Origin of the sequence: Ureibacillus sp. GCM10028918 (genome assembly GCF_042666115.1) — a bacterium.
In the GTDB taxonomy this organism is placed as follows: Bacteria; Bacillota; Bacilli; order Bacillales_A; family Planococcaceae; genus Ureibacillus.
In genome coordinates, this window is the sequence record NZ_JBHTFK010000005.1 from 880,101 (window position 1) to 900,448 (window position 20,348).

General features: G+C 39.1%; 15 protein-coding genes and 2 pseudogenes. 8 read left to right on the forward strand and 9 right to left on the reverse strand.

The genetic code is table 11. The features are described from left to right. Positions 1-4: 4 nt before the first annotated feature. Positions 5-1,423 (reverse strand): N-acetylmuramoyl-L-alanine amidase, encoded by a 1,419-nt coding sequence (locus ACFQU5_RS07345; RefSeq protein ID WP_390286255.1) that lies wholly within the window; start codon positions 1,421-1,423, stop codon positions 5-7. A 284-nt stretch (positions 1,424-1,707) separates the two neighbouring features. Between ACFQU5_RS07345 and ACFQU5_RS07350 the strand changes: the two genes are divergently transcribed. From ACFQU5_RS07350 to csaB, 5 genes and pseudogenes are all read left to right on the forward strand, one after another. Next, positions 1,708-3,648 carry an S-layer homology domain-containing protein gene (locus ACFQU5_RS07350; protein ID WP_390286257.1) on the forward strand — a complete coding sequence of 647 codons (1,941 nt, stop codon included), beginning with the start codon at positions 1,708-1,710 and terminating at the stop codon, positions 3,646-3,648. Between the two features lie 175 nt (positions 3,649-3,823). Next, positions 3,824-4,564 (forward strand): WecB/TagA/CpsF family glycosyltransferase, encoded by a 741-nt coding sequence (locus tag ACFQU5_RS07355; RefSeq protein ID WP_390286259.1) that lies wholly within the window; start codon positions 3,824-3,826, stop codon positions 4,562-4,564. Next, a pseudogene (locus tag ACFQU5_RS07360) lies at positions 4,561-6,114 on the forward strand (putative polysaccharide biosynthesis protein); the annotation flags it as partial. The gene ACFQU5_RS07355 and the pseudogene ACFQU5_RS07360, both read left to right, overlap by 4 nt. A gap of 165 nt (positions 6,115-6,279) precedes the next feature. Continuing rightward, positions 6,280-8,088: pseudogene (locus tag ACFQU5_RS07365) on the forward strand (DUF5693 family protein); the annotation flags it as partial. Further along, a complete protein-coding gene (gene csaB / locus ACFQU5_RS07370; protein ID WP_390286261.1) occupies positions 8,088-9,161 on the forward strand; it encodes a polysaccharide pyruvyl transferase CsaB in 1,074 nt (357 codons plus the stop codon). The pseudogene ACFQU5_RS07365 and the gene csaB, both read left to right, overlap by 1 nt. A gap of 292 nt (positions 9,162-9,453) precedes the next feature. Here the strand turns inward: csaB and ACFQU5_RS07375 are convergent, their stop codons facing one another. Continuing rightward, positions 9,454-9,930 (reverse strand): IDEAL domain-containing protein, encoded by a 477-nt coding sequence (locus tag ACFQU5_RS07375; protein WP_390286263.1) that lies wholly within the window; start codon positions 9,928-9,930, stop codon positions 9,454-9,456. 501 nt (positions 9,931-10,431) lie between these two features. Between ACFQU5_RS07375 and ACFQU5_RS07380 the strand changes: the two genes are divergently transcribed. After that, positions 10,432-12,030: a hypothetical protein gene (locus tag ACFQU5_RS07380; protein ID WP_390286265.1), complete on the forward strand. Its 1,599-nt coding sequence runs from the start codon at positions 10,432-10,434 to the stop codon at positions 12,028-12,030. Continuing rightward, on the forward strand, positions 12,027-14,864 hold the full coding sequence (locus tag ACFQU5_RS07385; RefSeq protein ID WP_390286267.1) for a DEAD/DEAH box helicase: 2,838 nt from the start codon (positions 12,027-12,029) through the stop codon (positions 14,862-14,864). The genes ACFQU5_RS07380 and ACFQU5_RS07385 overlap by 4 nt, the downstream gene beginning before the upstream one ends. Positions 14,865-15,358: 494 nt before the next feature. On the opposite strand, the gene ACFQU5_RS07390 is transcribed toward ACFQU5_RS07385, so the two are convergent. Continuing rightward, the gene (locus ACFQU5_RS07390) at positions 15,359-15,769 is read right to left on the reverse strand and encodes a single-stranded DNA-binding protein (RefSeq protein ID WP_390286269.1); all 411 of its coding nucleotides are present in this window, start codon (positions 15,767-15,769) and stop codon (positions 15,359-15,361) included. A gap of 252 nt (positions 15,770-16,021) precedes the next feature. Here ACFQU5_RS07390 and ACFQU5_RS07395 point away from each other — a divergent pair, with 252 nt between their 5' ends. Next, the gene (locus ACFQU5_RS07395; RefSeq protein ID WP_390286271.1) at positions 16,022-16,447 is read left to right on the forward strand and encodes a YwpF family protein; all 426 of its coding nucleotides are present in this window, start codon (positions 16,022-16,024) and stop codon (positions 16,445-16,447) included. A 130-nt stretch (positions 16,448-16,577) separates the two neighbouring features. Here ACFQU5_RS07395 and ACFQU5_RS07400 read toward each other — a convergent pair whose 3' ends face one another. The 6 genes from ACFQU5_RS07400 to ACFQU5_RS07425 form a co-directional block, all read right to left on the reverse strand. Continuing rightward, positions 16,578-16,970: a hypothetical protein gene (locus ACFQU5_RS07400; RefSeq protein ID WP_390286273.1), complete on the reverse strand. Its 393-nt coding sequence runs from the start codon at positions 16,968-16,970 to the stop codon at positions 16,578-16,580. Between the two features lie 145 nt (positions 16,971-17,115). Then, on the reverse strand, positions 17,116-17,508 hold the full coding sequence (locus ACFQU5_RS07405; protein ID WP_390286275.1) for a hypothetical protein: 393 nt from the start codon (positions 17,506-17,508) through the stop codon (positions 17,116-17,118). 198 nt (positions 17,509-17,706) lie between these two features. Then, the gene (gene fabZ, locus ACFQU5_RS07410) at positions 17,707-18,144 is read right to left on the reverse strand and encodes a 3-hydroxyacyl-ACP dehydratase FabZ (protein WP_390286277.1); all 438 of its coding nucleotides are present in this window, start codon (positions 18,142-18,144) and stop codon (positions 17,707-17,709) included. Between the two features lie 132 nt (positions 18,145-18,276). Further along, the gene (locus ACFQU5_RS07415) at positions 18,277-18,558 is read right to left on the reverse strand and encodes a DNA-directed RNA polymerase subunit beta (protein WP_390286279.1); all 282 of its coding nucleotides are present in this window, start codon (positions 18,556-18,558) and stop codon (positions 18,277-18,279) included. Positions 18,559-18,593: 35 nt separating this feature from the next. Next, the gene (locus ACFQU5_RS07420; protein WP_390286281.1) at positions 18,594-19,433 is read right to left on the reverse strand and encodes a flagellar hook-basal body protein; all 840 of its coding nucleotides are present in this window, start codon (positions 19,431-19,433) and stop codon (positions 18,594-18,596) included. A 17-nt stretch (positions 19,434-19,450) separates the two neighbouring features. Then, positions 19,451-20,287 carry a flagellar hook-basal body protein gene (locus ACFQU5_RS07425; protein WP_390286283.1) on the reverse strand — a complete coding sequence of 279 codons (837 nt, stop codon included), beginning with the start codon at positions 20,285-20,287 and terminating at the stop codon, positions 19,451-19,453. Between the last annotated feature and the right edge of the window lie 61 nt (positions 20,288-20,348).

The following is a 20,348-nucleotide window of genomic DNA, read 5'->3' on the forward strand; positions in this document are numbered from 1 at the left end:
TTTCTTATTGCCCTAACCATTTATAGTAATCTTGGATTCCTAGATAAATCGCATAGGCAGTTTCTTTTTGATGATTGTTAATGTAGTTTGCTTCTTCCTTATTGGAGATGAAGCCCATTTCCACCAGTACGGATGGAAGTGGATTTTTGTATATTACTTTATAGTTGGCTGTTTTTTCACCGCGATCCTTGGATCCGATTGCATCTACTAATCTGCCTTGAATGAATTGTGCCAATGCTTTACTTGATTCTGCTCTTGAAGCAGTACCAGAAGTTGTATAATACGTTTCTGTTCCACTCGCAGAACTTGTTGCTGCGTTCATATGAAGACTCACAAATGTATCCGCACCAGCATTTTCGGCAATCGTTACTCTGTCTTCCAACGCAATAAACTTATCTGTTGAACGTGTCATCACGACTTTGATGCCCGCATTATTTAAATAATCTCTTAAGTGAAGAGCTACACCAAGGGTTAAGTTTTTTTCATATAGTCCATTGCCTACCGCACCAGGATCGTGCCCGCCATGACCTGGGTCAATGGCAATTACTTTAGTCAAGCTCGGCTTTTTAGAAGAAAGATAACCAGTATGTACATAGCCTGAAACTTTACTGCTCGTCATGTAAACCCAATCTCCGGTCTTTTCGTAGGCAGTAATTTCATTGCCCTTCGTTAGAGAGCCAACTTTTGCATAACTCGTGCCCGGACCACTTCGAACATTCAGGCTGGCAACTGTTACATACATAGTTTGACCTTCAGTAGTTTCACCCGGCTCGTTTGGTTCTGTTGGTTTTGGCTCACTTGGCTTTACCGGCTCGATTCTATACTCCGGATTAAGTGCACGTGCCAGCATGATAGCAAATTCCAATCGTGTAATGGAATTATTCGGTCGGAAAGTTCCATCTTCATAGCCATTTGTAATTCCAGCACTTGTCACACTCGATATAGCTTTCGCTGCATTGGATGATGATGGCATATCTGCATATGAAAAATCACTTGAAGCAGTTAATTTAAATGCACTTGTAATCAAGTAGGCCATTTCTAAACGTGTCATATTTTTCGTTGGCCCAAATGTTCCGTCCTCATAGCCATTAATAATGTTCTTGTCATAAGCTGCTTGGATGTAGCCAGAAGCATATGAATCTGCTTTTACATCACTAAACACGGTTTGCCTTGGCTTGGCTCCGTCTAAATTTAAAGCTTTCCCAATCATTGTCGCGGCTTCTTGTCTAGTTACTAATTTGTTTGGTTTAAACTCCCCATCTTCATAACCTGTTACGATGTTCTTTCCTATTAAATAGTTAATCTCTTTCTCATAGGTTTGGGGTATATCAGAAAGAGTGCTCGCAGAAACTGACTGATTTGGTACCAGAATCAAACATACCAACAAGAGGATAAACCAATAACCGATCCTTCCTTTTTCCATTCTTTAAGCTCCTTACTATATTTTTGATTTCTATTAAAGATATTCAAAATATACCATATTTCAGCAAGACTTTCGACATTTATCAGCATAACGGTAGAATACTACTAGTTTAGAATTGGAAAAGGTTAGAATCGTTTATAGGAGCCAAGGTGCACGCCCTAGAACCTATTCAAATTGAGGCTACTCACTCCCCTTCCAACTAAATTAAAATCTTCCCTATATTTTTGTCTCATATTTTGGTAGATTTATATATAGCATAATATATTTTTGAGGGGAGAAATGAAATGAATAAAAGATTATCACTTGCATTAGGGTTTGGACTATTTGCTTCAGCAGTACTAACCGCCTCACCTGGTACAACACATGCTGAAAACATCTCAAATCACTGGGCATATACAGAAATGAACTATCTCATCAATCAAAAGATTTTAGCTGGGGACCAAAATGGGAACTATTTACCGAATAATGATGTAACGCGTGCAGAATTTGCTAGTTTTCTAGTAAGAGCTTTAGAGTTATCTCCGAAGTCTTCTACTGTTCGTTTTACAGATGTGAATCAAGGAGATTGGTTTTATTCTTCTGTTAATCTAGCGGCTTCTCACAATTTAATCGCTGGTGTCGGAAATGGTAAATTCAACCCGAACGCGAAGATTAATCGTCAGGAAATGGCTGTTATGATTAAGCGGGCTTTAGATTATGCGGGCGTTGAGACGACAAAATCGTCTATTTCATTTAACGACAATGCTCAAATTGCATCATGGGCAAAGGAATCCATTCAATATGCAGTAGGATCAAACATACTTTTTGGTCGTGAAAACAACACATTCAGCCCGAGTGCCAATGCAACACGTGCAGAAGCTTCAACAGTGATTTATCGTGTATTAAAGGCTGAAGAAAATTCAGATGAAACTCCTGTAAATCCGCCAGTGGAACAACCTGAAACTCCAGTTGTTGTTCCTGGCAAAGAGTATGTAACGGTTTCCTATCCTTCTAATTTTTCAACTGCTCTATCCCTGCAAGCGAACAATAGTCCTAAAGTAGACGGAGCTGGATTATTTACTGCAACTGATTCTTTAGTTGCTTATTATATGAATCCAAGCAACTTCCAAAAGGGTAGTGGAGAATTCTATCAGTTTTTAAAACTCTCTACTCCGGTAGAAGGGTTGAATACTACAGTTATTAACACTCAAGTTTTAAATGGTATGGGTAATTTAGCAAACACGGCCGATGCATTTATTCAAGCAGGAAAGGATTTTAGCGTTAATGCTGCTTATTTAATGTCCCATGCACTGCATGAAACGGGTAAAGGAGCATCAGCTTTAGCCATGGGGATTGAAGTGGGGCTTAATGCACAAGGCAACCCAGAAATGGTCACGGCTCAGAATAGAGCAAACTTAACGAACATCAAAAAAACCTATAATGTATACGGCATTGGTGCAGTTGACAAAAATCCAAATAAATATGGTTCCGAAACAGCCTATAAAAACGGCTGGTTTACTGTCAAACAAGCAATTATTGGCGGTGCATCCTTTGTAAAAGAAAAGTATATCGGCATCGGACAAGACACATTATATGAAATGCGTTGGAATCCTGCTAAACCGACTGACCATCAATATGCAACTCATGTAATGTGGGCGATTCTCCAAGGAGATAAGATCCGTGACATTTATGAGATAACTGGTGCTGATAAAACGACGAAATTAGTATTTGAAGTGCCAACTTATCAGGGGCAACCGGCTACGTCTCCAAAGCCTAGCGTGGAAAATCAATATGTTGTATATCCGACTTTAAATGGTGCTACAGGAAAAGTTGTATCACCAACAATTCCATTGAATTTCAGAACGTACCCTGTATACGGAACGGTGATGGCAACATTAGCGAACGATACAGAAGTTACTGTACTTGGTGAAAACGGTGGCTGGTACAAAATCACAGCGAACGGTAAAACAGGATGGGTTTCTGGACAATACTTAACTTTCCCAGATGCTTTAAAAATTAAAAACAACACGTCGGGTCTTAACGTTCGATTCGAGCCAAATACAACTAGCAGAATTATCGGAATGGCCAAAGGTGGCAGCTATATTCTTGGTGTGAAAGACGAGAACGGCCAATATATTAAAGATGGTAGTTGGTATAAAGTGCTTTATAATCAGGAACCTGGGTGGGTATCAGGAGATTACATCGAACAACCTGCACAAACTAACGTTCCTGTAACTACTCCTTAACTGACTTGATGGCGTTAATCAGCAGTCCTCTACAAACTCCTTCGATTATTCGAGGGAGTTTTTTTCTACATACTTCCCCATTTTTCAATGTCTTTCGAAAATTAACTGTACTGATGCCATTTATGGTATGATAGTTTGCGTAAAACAGGTATTAATAGAAAGGTTTGAGTACTATATGAAGCAAGTCACAATAATGGGTGTCCCTTTTTTACATATTGATCAAAAAGGCTTTGTTTCCTTATTAGAAAATCGAATTCAACAAAAAGAAAAAACGTTTGTTGTCACTGCGAATCCAGAAGTAGTGATGACCGCAAATGAAAATCCGCAATTTAAGCAGTATCTCGACAAAGCCACGTATATTTGTGCAGATGGCATTGGTGTTGTCAAAGCCGCGCAAATTCTCGGCGAATCATTGCCAGAACGTGTAACAGGCTATGACTCGATGATTCAGCTACTGGAAACTGGCAATCAGAAACATTATAAAATCTTCCTATTAGGTGCACAAAACGACACATTGCAAAAGGCTGTCGACAATATTCATGCAACCTACCCGAATGTCGAAGTAGTCGGCTATCAGGATGGCTATTTCAATTGGGAAGATAACGATATTTCCGAAAGAATCATACAAACAAAACCTGATTTAGTCTTTGTGGCTTTAGGTGTACCAAGACAAGAAAAATGGATTTCAGAAAATCTCGATAAATTCACGCACGGTGTATTCATGGGTGTGGGTGGTTCATTCGATGTCATTGCCGGAACAGTCAAACGTGCACCAGTCATTTGGCAAAAAATGAATCTTGAATGGCTATATCGCCTGCTTTCCCAACCAACTCGCTTTAAACGAATGCTTGCTCTTCCTCGATTTGCCATCAAGGTGTATCAGTTAAAAGGCAAAGGTCAGGGGTCTAGTAGATGAGTCAGTCCACATTGGTAAAAAGTACAATTATCCTGACAATCGCTACCCTTCTTTCCAAAGTGTTAGGAAGCATTTTCCGCATCCCGTTACAAAACATTGCCGGAGACGAGGTACTTGGGATCTTTACAGCCGTGTATCCCGTCTATATGGTGGCACTTTATTTGTCAGTTGCTGGAATTCCCATTGCCATTTCAAAGCTGATTGCCGAGGCTCAGCTGAAAAACGAGCATCATAAAGTAAAAGAAATTTACTTTACAGCGAGTATTTTGACTTTATGCTTTGGTGTGTTGAGCTTTGCGGTTATTATGGGCTTCTCGGGCTTCATTGCCAACGCTTTAGGTGGTCCTGAAGTTAAACTTACTTTAATCGTCGTTGCCCTCACGTTATTAGTGGCCCCTTATATGGCCGTCTACCGAGGTTATTTCCAAGGATTCGGAAATATGCAGCCGACTGCGATTTCCCAGGTGATTGAACAGCTTGTTCGCGTCTGCTTAATCTTATTTGTGTCGTATATTTTAGTGGCAATGGATTATTCCACAGAAATCGTATCTGGTGGTGTCATGATTGGCTCTGTAATCGGTGCCCTTGCCTCATTGCTCTATTTACGGATTCAATATACCCGTTCTTCGGTAAAAGTAACCTCTTCCCAAAAGGTCACGATGGGGCAATTCAAGTCTTGGAGTAAAGTCATCTTAAAAATATCGCTTCCGATTGCCATTGGATCGGTAACAATGGCTTTATTCAACTTTGTCGACTCCTTTACGGTTACATACGGGTTAAGAAATGCCGGTGTCGAGCATGATGAAATCACTTATCAATATGGGATTTACGGACGAGGACTTACACTTGTCCAAATCGCAACGATTTTCGCTTCGTCGATTATTTTGCCGCTTGTCCCGCTAATCACAAAGAAATTAGCTGAAAATGATTTACTTGGAACACGTGCAATTATTGAACGGACACATCGTTTAACCCATCTCATTTCTTGGCCAGCAGCACTCGGGCTATTTGCACTTACACTTCCTTTAAACCTTGCTTTGTTCACCAATCTTGAAGGCAGCACGATGCTTGCAATTATTAACCTAAGTTCTGTCTTCACTTCCCTGACGATTCTAGGGACTGGCATTCTGCAAGGGATGAACTCTGCAAGAGCAGGGGCCATCATTATTATCAGTGGCGTATTGCTAAAGATATTTGCGAACATTTTCTTGATCCCATCCTATGGATTAGATGGGGCTGCATTCTCTACATTATTGGTGTATTTTGTTTTATTTATCGTCAATACAGTTTTCATCTATAAGAGGATGCGTTTTTCATTTATCAATGGCAGTATCGTGAAAATCATCTTTGCTTCACTATTGATGGGGGCAGTAATCGGACTCCCGACATTATGGTTTGACATTGCGAGCTGGTCAAGAATAGTAGCTATGGGGTACGTCTTTGTAGCAATACTTCTTGGAGGATCGATTTACTTCGGTGCCCTATGGTTCACACGCGCAATTAACAATGAAGATATCAAACAACTCCCAATCATCGGGAAACGTTTTAATGGAAAACAACCTGATGGGAAACCATCGCAAACGAATGAGAGGAAGAACAAGTTAATGATTAAACAAAAGTGGCTGTGGGGGATCCTTCTCCTAATTCTGATTGTTTCTATCCCTGGAATCATCAACAGGTGGCACGCAGAATCAGCAAACGACAACTACGAAGTGATTATTCCATATAATGAAATCGCGACTGTCGTAGAAGAAAGTGATTTAACGGCTGATGAAGTACTTTCAACGTTAGCGGATGCAGGACTGACTTCCGTAAGCATTGAGCCGGTGTCTTTAGAAAATCTGGAAGAACAAAACGTACTATCGGTTTATGAAGAAAATGAACTTGCAGACAGCTTACTCTTTACTGAGTATGAAGGGTCTGTCGATACTGAGGAAACAGGCTATTATGTAACAATTCCAGAAGAAGCCTATTATCAAGACTTTATAACAGAAAATCTTCAAACGGAAGAAGTGACGGTTGCTGGAAAACCTTTCTACTTCATCCCAAGTTCAACTGAACACTTCGAAGTGGACATGCCTTTCGGATACGATCAATCTGTAGTTGACCATCTGGATGCACAAGGCTTAATGGTTGTCTTTAGAACGACGAATATGGAAAGTGACGCAGCCATTTCGAAAATCGTTCAACAATTAGTGGAAATGAAGGATAACAATAAACTTGGACTTTTAGGTTCAGGTACAGAAGTGATTGGATTTGGGCACCCTGACCAAATTAGAAGTGCTTGGATTCAAGATCTGCAACAAGCAGGCTATAGCTTCTATACAATTGAAGGAAGCCAGCTTAAAGGAGAATATGATTTAGCGAAAACTTTCGAGTATGACATGATTCGTTTACATAGTATTGATGTGAACAAACAAACCAACTTAACGGTTACGGAAAGTGTTGATCGCACAACGCGAGCAGTGAAAGAACGTAATATCAAATCGATTTTCTATCACATTAAAACAATAGGAAATGCCGAAGAAAATCTGGATGAGGCAGTTCTTTACTTAACAGAGGTTCAAGACAAAATGCCGAGCCACTTTACTTTAGGTGCACCGAAGCATTTTGAGAAAATCTCTGTTCCAGCATGGGTGACGGCTCTGATATTATTAGCAGGCATGATCTTCATGTATTTAATCTCTGAGCTAATCAAAGTGAACAAACTGCGAATTCTGGCAGTTCTCTTTATGGCATTATTGGCGGTCGCTTATTTTGTACTGAATCGCGTATTGTTCCTACAAGCATTCGCCTTAATTATTGCGGTATTAACGCCAATTTATGCCGTGATTAAATCAGCGAACGGTTCTACTCGCATTCGAGATATTTTCGTCCAATATGTAAAAGGGATTGCGATCAGCTTAATTGGGATCTACATTGTTATTGGCTTATTAAACGGCAACGGCTTTGTTACAGGTTATGAAGTATTTAGAGGCGTGAAGCTTGTTTATGTGATTCCTATTGCAGGAATTGTTTTATTCGCTTTATTCCAGGTTTATGAAATTTCGAAGAACGGCTTAAAAGGCTCGCTTAATACATCGGTAACATTACTAAATAAAGAAGTTAAATACTGGCATATCTTAGTGTTGATGGTCGTAGCAGCAGTTGGCTACTTCTATATCGGCCGAACTGGCAACTCCGGTTCAGTAAGTGAATTGGAATTAGCGTTTAGACAATGGCTAGAAAATGCACTATATGTACGCCCAAGAACGAAGGAATTCCTAATCGGCTTCCCATTCTTCGTACTAGCACTTTACGTGATGGGCATTAGCAAAAAATGGGGAACAATTTTACTTATTCCTGGTGTCATTGGATTCCTATCCATCATGAATACATTCACGCACTTACACATTCCTGTATCTGTTTCGTTATTACGTACGCTTTACAGTACAGTACTAGGATTTGTGATCGGTCTTGTATTCATCGTGATTTTCAAAATTGCAGTCCACTACTTTACTAAAGCAAAAACGAGGTGGTCATAGTGCATGTCGTTTTATCTGGCTATTATGGTTTTGATAATGTTGGAGATGAGGCCATCCTCTTCTCCATCATTAGTGCATTGAGAAAGCTACAAAGTGACATTGTAATTACCGTGTTATCGAATAACCCAGAGTCAACGGAAAAAACGTATGGCGTCCAGGCAGTCAACCGCTGGAAGATGAAAGAAGTCAACACTGCCATTAAAAATGCGGATGGGTTAATCAGTGGCGGCGGCAGCTTACTGCAAGACCAAACCGGCATGAAATCCATCCCCTATTATTCCGGCATCATGCAAATAGCGAAAATGAACAAGAAACCTGTATTTGTCTACGCACAAGGAATGGGGCCAATCAATAAAGGAATCAGTAAGCTGATTGTGCGAAACACTTTAAACAAAGTGGATCACATTACTGTCAGAGATGAAGATTCTAAAAAGCTTCTTGAGAGCATTGGAGTTAAGAAATCGATTGGGCTTGTACCAGATCCGGTTACAGGGCTGTATGGTAGCAGTTTCCGTAGTGAATGGCTTGAGGGTGCTGAGTTGACTAATTATATCTCGGTAAGTGTGAGAGATTGGCCAACAACGGTTGACTACAAACAAAAAATTGTTGCTGGCTTAGACCAACTAGCACGCCACGGGGAAACAATCGTATTTGTCCCGATGCACGGTGAGCACGATGAAAAAACGTCGAAGGAATTCGGGGAACTGATGAAGGAAAAAAGCATGGTTGCTCCTTCAGATTTATCCATTGAAGAAAAAATCGCGATTATCGGCCAGTCGAAACTATTAATTGGCATGAGACTTCATTCTCTCATCTTTTCAAGTATTTTCTACACACCGTTTATCGCTATTTCATACGACCCGAAAATCGACGCCTTTGCAAAAATTGCCGGGCAACCGATTATCGGCCACGTCGAACAAGACAACTGGAATGGCAATCAACTGTACGAACAATCGGTAAGCATGCTTGAAAATCGAGATACTCTTGGGGCTAAAATGAAAGCCACGATTCAACCTATACAGAGTCAAGCACTCGACACTGCAAAAATGGCTTTAGATGTATTTGCTAAGTGATACTAATGAAGATAGAAAGAAGAGTCCTTGAAATAGGGCTCTTCTTTTTTGTTGAATGGAGTGTGGGTTATGAATCGGGGATATCAGTCGAATTCAGTATAAATCCGACACTTTCATGAATATTTCCGCCACTTTTTGTCGAATATCCGCCACTTTATCAATTATTTTCGACACTTCAAGCTCTGGGTATTATTTTAGCAATACCCATTACAACAAAAGCACCTGAAATCAAACGATTCAGGTGCTTTTGCTCTACTCGTACTCCGTCTGCCCACACAGACAAGAGTCTTCACTATTTATTTGCCTCATGCAGTTTTGTTTTTTGCGATGCTAGTTCGTAGAAGCGTTTTTCGTCGCGATTTTCGAGTGCTTGGTTGATTAGATGCTCTAAATTTTGTTCCTCGAGTTCGCGAATCATTATTTGGATTTCTGTTTCACTTTGCTCTTTTTGTACACTATTGGTTTTATCTTCTGGTGTTGTGGCTTGATCTAAGATAGGAGTTAAATGTTCATGCACGTTAGAAATTAAAAGCAACTGATATAAAGGTAAACGAATAAAACGATTTCCGCGTTGGAACACAAAAATCTCTGACAGATTTTCGATTTGCTTTGTTTCAAGATCGATAATCATTTCCTTCCCTTCCACCGGAACAAAATGATACAACTCATCATCCTTAACAATTGAAAAATATTGATAAGCGAATACTAAGCGTAGCGTCTTTCCATTTACTTTCGTATAAAAAGGTTTCATAAACTGTACTTGAATCATGCTATCCCCTCCTATTTGGGATTTTTTTGATAATTATATCAATTCCCAGTTTTTAGTACGTGTAAGCGATTTCAATACTAAATGAATGCTGAATAAATATTCATATGTATTATCCGGTAAGCCGCACGAGTGGCAGCCATCTACAATGCGTTTACTTATCATACGAATTTTATAGCTCGTTAATGCTATATTCTCCATACTTTTCGCTTTTCAAACTAGCAGATTGTTACTAATTTTATCGATATTTGTAAATCAATTTGCATACGAGCTGGCAAACCTTTGTTTTACAAATTTACGTAGAATACATATTCCCATTTTTATCCGTTTCAAACCGATTCGTGGTAACCTTTTTACAAAATTTCTGTTTTGCTTATCATTCCCGCCTTTTCAAGTTATAATGGAAGGACAGACTTTTTTAGACGAAGTTCAAAAATTTTCAATAAGTCAAAAGAAAAAACATAGTTCATCGATGTTCTGTGTTTTTCTAAGGAGCGTATTACTATGGGTTTATCGATTTCAACACTTGCATGGGAACAAGCTGCATTCATTCGAACTCAACTAGAACATATCGAGCAATCTTTACATCCATCTGTCACTGAAGACGAGGAACTTGTACGCCGCGCACTCTTTGCAGTACGGAATAAATCAGTAAATTTAGAACGCTATATTCCTGCTACCACTACGCTTTATGCATCTGTACAGGATGTCCGACTAACACATGTCAGCGTTAATTTTAAAACGAATGAAATTAGCTGTGACTGCCCTCAGGAAGAGTGGTGTCGCCATAAGGTTAGTGTCATCCTGGCTTTATTTCAATATATTGGCTCTGTTCAAGACTGGGCTGGAAAATGGCGGACGAAAAAAAGTATCAATCTGCACATGCTTGCATCGGACCGTACTCCGGAAAACTGGCTTGCCATGGTAGACGAAGTAATGACCCATCTGTTGCCAGAAGGACGTCAAATTGAGAAGCACCTGATTTCTAGCATTTCAGAAAACGCACACACCAAACTAAGAAAACATCTCCCTTTTGAACGGGAATGGCAGCCTATTTACAAGTTGTTTATGGAAATTGCGATATTGGATAAAATTTGGCAACATTTAAATCAATCTAATAAGAATTATAATAGCGGTGACTACTTTGAATATTTTTTCGATCGTCGGTTCGAAGCTATCCAAAATACAATTGATGAACTGTCCGGGAAATCGCGACTTTTCGCAACAGATCCATTTTTTGATGCATTGCAAGTTTTGATAAGGAAATTTTTACTGGAAAGACATCACTATATCGGTAGAAGATTAAATATCTATTTATTATTTTGGGATACTGTATTTATCGAAAAAAGACGTGCCCAAGAAGAATTAGAAATCCTTAAAAGTTACGTTGAAAACGACGAGTTAAAGCTAAAATTAAGTGAAGAAGTGCCACTCTCGCCTGTATATAATGTTTTTCATATACTATTAAAAGATTATGATTCATTAAAACAGCATTTAGAAAGCATATCTTCAGACCAGATGAGTGTCTATTTTGGACTGGCTAAGTTTGCGTCTTCCCGTCATGATGAAATTGCTACTGAATTAATTTTAAAGGCCATGCTTCCGCTTTTAAATGAGTATATTAATGGCTATCTTCCGCCACATCAACGACAAATGTATGTGAGGAGAATTCATGTTTTATATGATCATATCGTGCTTTCGGAACAGGAAGAACTGATGCTCTATTCCGCATTTGGCACTTATGGCGTTCAACCCTATTCCCATTATTTGCTGAAGGAGAAGCGCTACGAAGAGTGGGTTGCCCTTCATCAATTATATCCATCCTCGATTTCTTATTTAGAAACATGCGGGCTGAAGGAAGTTATTGAAGAGGCACCGGAAGTGACATTGCCGCTATATCATTTCTATGCACTTGAAGAAGTGAAGCAAAAATCAAGAATGAACTATAAACAAGCTGTTCGAATTTGGAAAATGATGAAATCTGCTTCAAAAAAATGTGGGAAAACCAACTTTTGGACTGATTATATCCATACAGTACGTGAACAATATAAACGGTTACGTGCCTTACAGGAAGAATTAGAGAAAGGAAATCTACTGGTATGACAGAAATTCAACAAACCCCTTTTACGAAAATAATTCGAATATCTATAGAAGAACTCACACCAGCTTTCTTTTCTGTCACAGCATTCAATGACGATCATACACCCATGTCTCCCATAAACTGGACAAGACAATTATTTTTTCGATATGAACCTAATTTCTTTGGTTTAAATGCAAATGTAACTGATACCGATCTTCGATTAACGACAGTGGAGCTCGTTGATTTATTGTCACCATTATATAAACATCCCTTTATTCAATTAAAGGGAGATGATGACCAATCTGATAAGCTGCTCGCTGCGATGAAAGGAATCCAGCTCCTTTGGAACAACAGTGCGCTATGGGATTACGTAGTTACGGATGAAAAAGAATCGGGTGAATTGACATTTACTTTTCAGCTGCCTGAAGGCTTTTTGGAAGATGAGTTTGTCCGAGCATTTACGAAAGATAAAGATATACCATTACATGAATATGAGTCCCTTCTGACACAAGCAGCTTATCAAAAATTAGCCTTTGCAAGTTTACATCCTAGGGATTTGCCAGCACTGCTTCCTTTCTTTAAAAATGGAGGATGGCCATTAAATAAGGACCGTTCACTAGGTAATCTTAAAGTTGCAATCCGTTTAAGTGAACCGGAGGAAAATTCATCAGAATGGCTTTTAGAAACGGTTCTTAGCTCAACAAAAACAACAAAGCTATGGACACCGGCAGTCCGCAAAAGACAGTTGCCTGTAGAAAAAGCACTTCCCGAGAAGTGGCTGGAATTTGCGGACGAAATTGTGAACCAACAGTCACAAATACTTGAGCTGGTGGATTTAAGTGCTTATCATGTTTCCCCCGACACGTTTATACATACAACCATAGATGATGGGGATGTTCGCAAGTTATTGCGAGATGACTTTGCTAAGCTTAGTGCACTTGGCTTTGAGGTCGTTTTACCTGCATGGTTGCGTGAATTAAAGCAGACGAAAATGCGCGTCCGTGTGAGTGCGAGTAATCAGTCACAAAAATCTGTCGCAGGGTTGGATGATATTTTAGCCTTCAAATGGCAGCTTTCTGTCAATGGAGAAGAAATCAATGCGGAGGAATTCCGAAAAATTGTCGATGAAAATCGAGAATTTGTGCGAATCGGCGATGAATGGTTCCGTATGGATGTGAATTGGATGAATGAAATTCGCGAGCTAATGGATAAGGCAGAGGAAGAAAACTGGACAGTGCGAGAGCTGTTATTCCGTGAGTTGCCAAATGAGCTTTCTGCTCCATTAGAAGAGGAGGATTCCGAATCCGATGATCCACTATTCGCTTTTGAAATGCAGCGTTCCTTACAGGAATATGTAGACCAGCTGACGACGAAAAAGGGACTTCCTTCTATCCCCCAGCCTACTGGACTGCATGCAGAATTGCGTCCTTACCAGCAAGAAGGTTTTGAATGGATGACATTTATGCGAGAGCAAAAGTTTGGTGCCGTGCTAGCGGATGATATGGGACTTGGCAAAACGGTTCAAATGATTAGTTATCTTTTATATACGGTTGAGAAGTTAAATGAAACCGATCCTACGATTATTATTTGTCCTACTTCTGTTTTAGGAAACTGGCAAAAAGAACTTGACCGCTTTGCGCCATCATTAAAAGTGATGACTCATTATGGTGCAAACCGCATAAAAGACTCCGAGCTTAGATACGTGCTACAAAGAGAAAAACCAAATGTTGTACTCTCTACTTATGGAACGATTTCACAAGATATTGAGTTTTTACAACATATTGATTGGGCAACCGTGACATTAGATGAAGCCCAAAATATTAAGAACATGCAGACCTTACAATCCAAGGCGATTCGTCGATTAAACGGCAAGCATCATATTGCTTTAACCGGGACTCCAATCGAAAATAGACTATCTGAGCTTTGGGCAATTTTCGATTTCATTCACAAGGGATATTTGGGGAGTTTCGGGAAGTTCCAGGAGCAATTCATTGTTCCAATTGAACGTGAAGAATCCGATCGTCATAAGGAAATTTTACGTACAAAAATTCGCCCGTTCCTGATGCGTCGTACAAAAAATGATCCTGATTTAATGCTGAATTTGCCTGAAAAGCAAGAAACGAAGGAATTCTGTGGGTTAACAAGTGAACAAGCTGCTCTTTATGAAGGGTATATAGAGGATACACTGGCACAGCTTGAGGTTATGACGGCATTTGAGAAAAAAGGTCGTATTTTACAAATGTTGAGCAAGCTAAAACAGTTATGTAATCATCCAGCTTTATATCTGAAAGAACCTTTAGATGATGCGAAAACGCTTTTAAATCGATCCATCAAGCTAAAGCGCATTGTCGAGCTCGCGGCCGATATCGTGGACAATGGCGAGCAATGCTTAATTTTCACGCAGTATATTGGTATGGGCCAGTTATTACAGCATTGTTTCTCGGAGCTTTACAATATTGATATTCCATTCTTAACTGGCAGCATGCCAAAGCAGCAACGAGATAATCTTGTCGATAGTTTCCAGGCAGGTGAGTTCCCAATTTTCCTACTGTCATTGAAAGCTGGAGGGACAGGTCTCAACCTAACTGCTGCAAATCACGTATTGCATGCGGATCGTTGGTGGAATCCCGCGGTGGAAAATCAAGCAACAGACCGAGCATACAGAATAGGTCAAACACAATTTGTTCAGGTTCATAAATTCATCACCATCGGAACAATTGAAGAAAAAATTGATAAAATGATTGAAATTAAATCTGCCCTTTCGGAAGAATTGATTCAATCAAGCAATTGGTTAACCGAGCTGCAAGAAGATGAATTAATGGATTTATTAATGCTCGATACACATGCACTGAAATAATAATAAAGTGAAACAGAGTCGATTGGTAGTAAGATACTAATCGACTCTGTTTTGCAGTCTCTCGTTATCCATTATCGGTTTATCCATATTAAATTGTTGTTCTCTACTATGTAGAGCTTAGGAGAAATGGCGTCACTACTGTGCGGTCTGCAGCAGTGATTTTTTTATCACCTCCTTTCCAGCAGTTTGTAATCGAGGATGGTTTAGTGATAGTAGAATTTTTTGGAAGGGAGTTTTCTGATCTAGTAATAAGTTTTAAGGACACAAACATAAAAGAGAGTCTTTTTATTTAATTCTTCGTTCAATTTTGAGTTAGGGTATTTTTGAATCTGAGATGTGAAATAACTTGAATTTCTAGGAGAGTTTTTAGTAAACACTTTTTAGGAGAGATGAGACACTTACGTTTTTTAAGAATTTTCTTTCCTTTGATACCTCTACAACATTAGCTCAGCTATTAATATCAACTTGCATTAATCCTTACTATTGCCTTGATTCTAAGGAACAGGCGTATTTGCCACTTGTTCCGGGAGAACAAAGTCATTTGGCACATCTAAGTTGTTTTGGGTTGTCCCACTTTTGTTTTCAGGCGACTTTAAAATAAAGAATCGGACATCATCTAAAATAACTTCTGTTGTAAAAACTTTTACATTTTCCTTGTTTGTGAATGACCTGGTTTGCAACCGACCGCTTATTCCTACCAAAGAGCCTTTTCCACAATAGTTGACAATTCGTTCTGCAAGCCTTCCCCATGCTATGCAAGTAACGAAATCTGCATCTACGTTTCCTTCATTATTTCGGTAGTTGCGATTGATTGCCAGGACAAAATGAGTCTGTACTCGATTTCCTGAAAATGTCTTGAGAATAGGATCTCTCGTAAACCGACCGACTAGTCCGACTTGGTTCATTCCTTCCACCTCCTTTCTTTATGAGACCATCATAAACTAAGCGGTGCGAATTTGGCAAAACCCGAAAAGTAGATTTTGCCTATTATTATCGACTCAGAAATTTAAATATCGACATATCAAAAAAGTATCATATGGACTCAAACCATTGTGGCTCTAAGCTTTGTAGTCACAAAATTGTAAGGGCCAAATATTAATTTTCGCAGTTTTTCTATGTTATACTTATATAAGTTGAAAAATTACTGGGGGGTCGCTATGAAGACGTTTAAATTGCTATCCTTTGACTTGATAAATGAACAAGGCGGGATGAATATTCCCATTGTCGACGGCATTGTAATCAATCAGGAGAACAGCCGTAAATCGTGGATTTTAGAGTTATTTCTTTCCAAAGAATACCAATCAATATTTGAAAACCTCAAAGAATCAGATGAATTGTTTGAAGTCCATGTCATCATTTCATTTCCTGATAATGAGCCGGCTCCTTTTAAAGTGAAGGTCAGCGATATTCAAGATATTGGGGAAAAAATCACCGTCTTATTAAAAGGAACGATCAAAACACGACGAAGTAAGTATGCAGAAGCATTGTTAAAATCATTGTTGAGCGAGAATTTGTCGAGCGAAGAGTTAATGACACGCTTCAAAAAAGGAATGCGTGAGAGACCTCGTTTGAAAGAATCGTAGACTGATTAGGTGTGCATTTACATGCCTAATCTTTTTTTGAGTTTTTTTTATGCGGGGTCTTCTTTTTGCAGAAAAAAATCGCCCCAATAATTGAGGCGATTTGATGGAACTAACCAAAACCTTCGATGTATTATTGATTTTCGTTTTCGTTATCGACACGTTCGTCGTTGTTCGTTACATCGCCAGTTTGGTTTTGGCCAGCACCATTACTATTTGAAACACCGTCTTCATCAACGGTGCTGTTATTATTTTCAAGAGTACCCGTGTCACCGTTTAAGTCTTCCCCTAGATCATTAACTTCGGTATTATTGTTATTTCCGTCACCATCACCGTTACCATAGGAGTCACCTTCAAGCATGTCGTCCACACCTTCTTGTACGTCGTTTACGCCTTCATTGACGTCCTGACCGACATCCTCTCCAACATCCTCAACGTCGTTTACAGCATCCTCTTCCGCTGCATTATTACAACCGACCAATAAAGCTGACCCGAGCACTACTGCTAACATTGGTTTTTTCCACATAAAAAAGTTCCCTCCCTTTCAGATTATACTCCATCACAACAGGACTGTGATTAGTCATAGAGTACCCGAGAAAGCAAGGAACTATCCATGAAAAAGAAGCCAAAGATTTTGGCTCTTTTACAAAATCATTACACTTAAAGAAAAGTTAGTCTTCTTTTGTAAGCTGTTCTTTTAACTGCTGTTCTACATATGCAGCTTCTGCTTTACATTCATATGTAAAGTTCGTTCCCAATTGCTTTTGCATTTTTTCAATTGAATCTATTTGCTTTTTTGTTGGCTTTTCATTTAAAATCTTGGCAATGACTTCATCTATTTTCTGTGCCAGTTCTTCATGAAATTCCTGGCTCAGTAAAACATCCTGAGGCACTTTATCAAACCAAGCTGCATTCTCGGTAAAATATTTTTGCCAAATTTTCATGAATTCTTCCATTGAAAATTTGTCCTCATCCCATCCAATACTCGCTAAATATAATTCAAAAGACGTCGAGATCGATCGAGTAATGCTTATCTTTACGCCTGAAGATAACTGTTTATACATTAATTTAAAACCTCCTACGTTTCAAAAAGCCCCATCATACCTTTAACTACATCTGTCATCCTGACATCAAGTTTTTATTTTACTGCCTTTATTAGTAAAATGCAAATACACGTACCCACTATAAAATCCTTCTTAGTGTATTTAAAACACAGTTTTACATAATTATACTGACAAAATAGAGTTGTGTTTCATTTTAGGCTATTTCGGTTGAACTGGACCAATTGCAAACAAGATATCCGTTTCACAAACCAGTTCCCCATCTACTGTCGCTATCGCATGGCCTTTCCCCATCGCACCGCGCAGTTTTACAAATTCAACCTCTAATTTTAATTGGTCTCCAGGAACTACTTGACGTTTAAAGCGACAGTTATCGATTCCAGTTAGGAATGCTAGGCGGCCTTTGAATTCCTCAGATTTTAACAAAGCCACTCCACCTACTTGTGCTAGTGCTTCGACGATTAAAACACCAGGCATTACTGGATATCCTGGAAAGTGCCCATTGAAAAATTCTTCATTGATTGAAACATTTTTAATACCTACAGCACGTTTTCCTTCTTCGACCTCTAAAATACGGTCCACTAATAAAAATGGGTATCGGTGTGGCAAAATTTCTTGAATTTGTTCAGCTGTTAACATTGCAAAATCCCCCTTTAATCCCTATGTAAGTTAAGTTGTATTAATATTAAAGAAAACGCACATGAAAAAGTAGAATAGAAAAAAATACTACAAGCCATTCTAGCCAATGATTCGAATTGTAGTTATAATTCTCTATTCTTTACCGTTTATTATATCCAACATATGCTGCCATGTATCTTGTTTGAGTGCATCCAACGGTTCCCCGTTCCCGATTACTCCAAAACCAATCATTAATCCAGCGGCACCAGCAATGATTAGTAAGGCAAGGACGAGGATGATTCTTAACCAAATTGGTATCAGTCGAAGATTATACCAACGCATTGGTTTCTCTTGATTTTTCTCGCTTCTTTTTTCTTTCTTTTCTTTCTGAGGAACTTTCGGCTGTGTTGATTCACTTTTCACTTCGTTTGTCATGGCCGTCTCCCTTTAAAAAAATTTACATTTAACGATTATCTTATCCCATTAATCAAACCTAGCATTTGATCGGCAATTGAAATTGCGCGGGAACTGAATTGATAATTTCGTTGTGCATTAATCAAATTCGACATTTCTGTTGATAGATCTACGTTTGATAACTCGAGTGTTCCGTTTGTCATCCCAACTTCCGTACGAGCGGCTCCTTGTAAATCTATTAGAATGTCAGCCTCATTATAGCCTAACTCATTAAAGTTAGATGGCAATGCGATATATGTATCCGAAACATGCTCCATCACTTGAGGTGTTTGTACTTCTGTTATGCCCAATTCAAAAGTCAGCGTGTCGCCGTCTGGGTAATTTACGCCTAATGTGCCATCATTTGATAAGCTAAAATTGCTTACATTATCCGGGAAATAAATGGCGTCTCCATTCGAATCAGCTACAGAGTAACCATCACCATTAACAAGCATTGCTTGTCCATTTTCGACTGGCGTTACATAGAAATCCCCTTGACGAGAGTAAACCGTTCTTTGACCATTTTCGCCATCCGGCATCAAAATATTAAAATATTGTTTTTCTTTTGTGAAAGCTAAGTCTAGATCACGATCAGTTGTTTGTAGGCCACCTTGAGTAAAGTTTGTTTGAATTTGTCCAAGATAAGCACCAACACCGTAGCGTATTCCAACCGGTGAATTTCGAACAGTCGGATCTAATTGGTCATTGTTGAATTGTTGGTAAAGAAGTTCAGAAAAAGTGGCTTCTTTTGCTTTGTAACCCGCAGTATTACTATTTGCAATATTATTACTGATTGTATCAATTTGACTTTGCAACTGCCCTAATGTGTTTGTTGCTGTAATCATTGTACGAAGCATGATTTTCCCTCCCTATCCTATACTCTTCCAATTTCATTTACGGCTTTTTCCATGCTTTTATCATAGGCTTGCAATACTTTTTGGTTGGCTTCAAAGGCGCGATACGCTGTTAAAAGGTCTGTCATGGATTGAGCAGAATCGACATTCGAACCTTCCAGGTAACTTTGTTGCATAGAGAAACTAACCCCTTCTTGATCTAAAGCGCTAGGTAAATTTGTTCCATCTATTGAACGATATAAACCATTATCTTGTTTCAATAATGTGTTGGGATTCGCCGAAAAAGATACACCAAGTGATGCAGCAAGTTGATCATTTACAAGTATATTTCCTTCATCTGTAAGGTTGAATTGATCATTCGGCAACTGGATTCTTTCGCCTTCAGACGAAAGAACATATAGCCCCTGAGCATTAATCAAGTAGCCTTCTCCATCCAATGTGAAGTTCCCGTTACGTGTATATGCTTCTCCGCCTTCCGGGTGTTCTAGGCGGAAGAAGATTGTCCCTGCTTGACCAGATTCCTCATCCATGGGCATTGCACCGTTAATTAGGGCCACGTCCGTATTTTGGCTTGTTTCATAAATTGACCCCTGTGCATAGTTTGCTAGCGTTTCCTGCAAGTATACACCTGTATTGACCGAACCAATTTGCTGAATCTGCCCAAAACTTAGATTATTTTCAGTTGGAAGATTTGTTCTCCCTACAGCAGACATCAGCATATCGGGAAATGAACGGATTGTTGATTGATCTGACTTAAAACCAGGTGTATTGGCATTCGCCATATTGTTCGTAATTATTTCTGTTTTTCTTTGTTGAGACACCATACCCGTTGCGACAGTATAAAACCCTTTAAACAATTTTTTTCACCTCTAAAAGTATTTTTGTAATAAGTCAGATGTACCATCAACTTGACCTTTT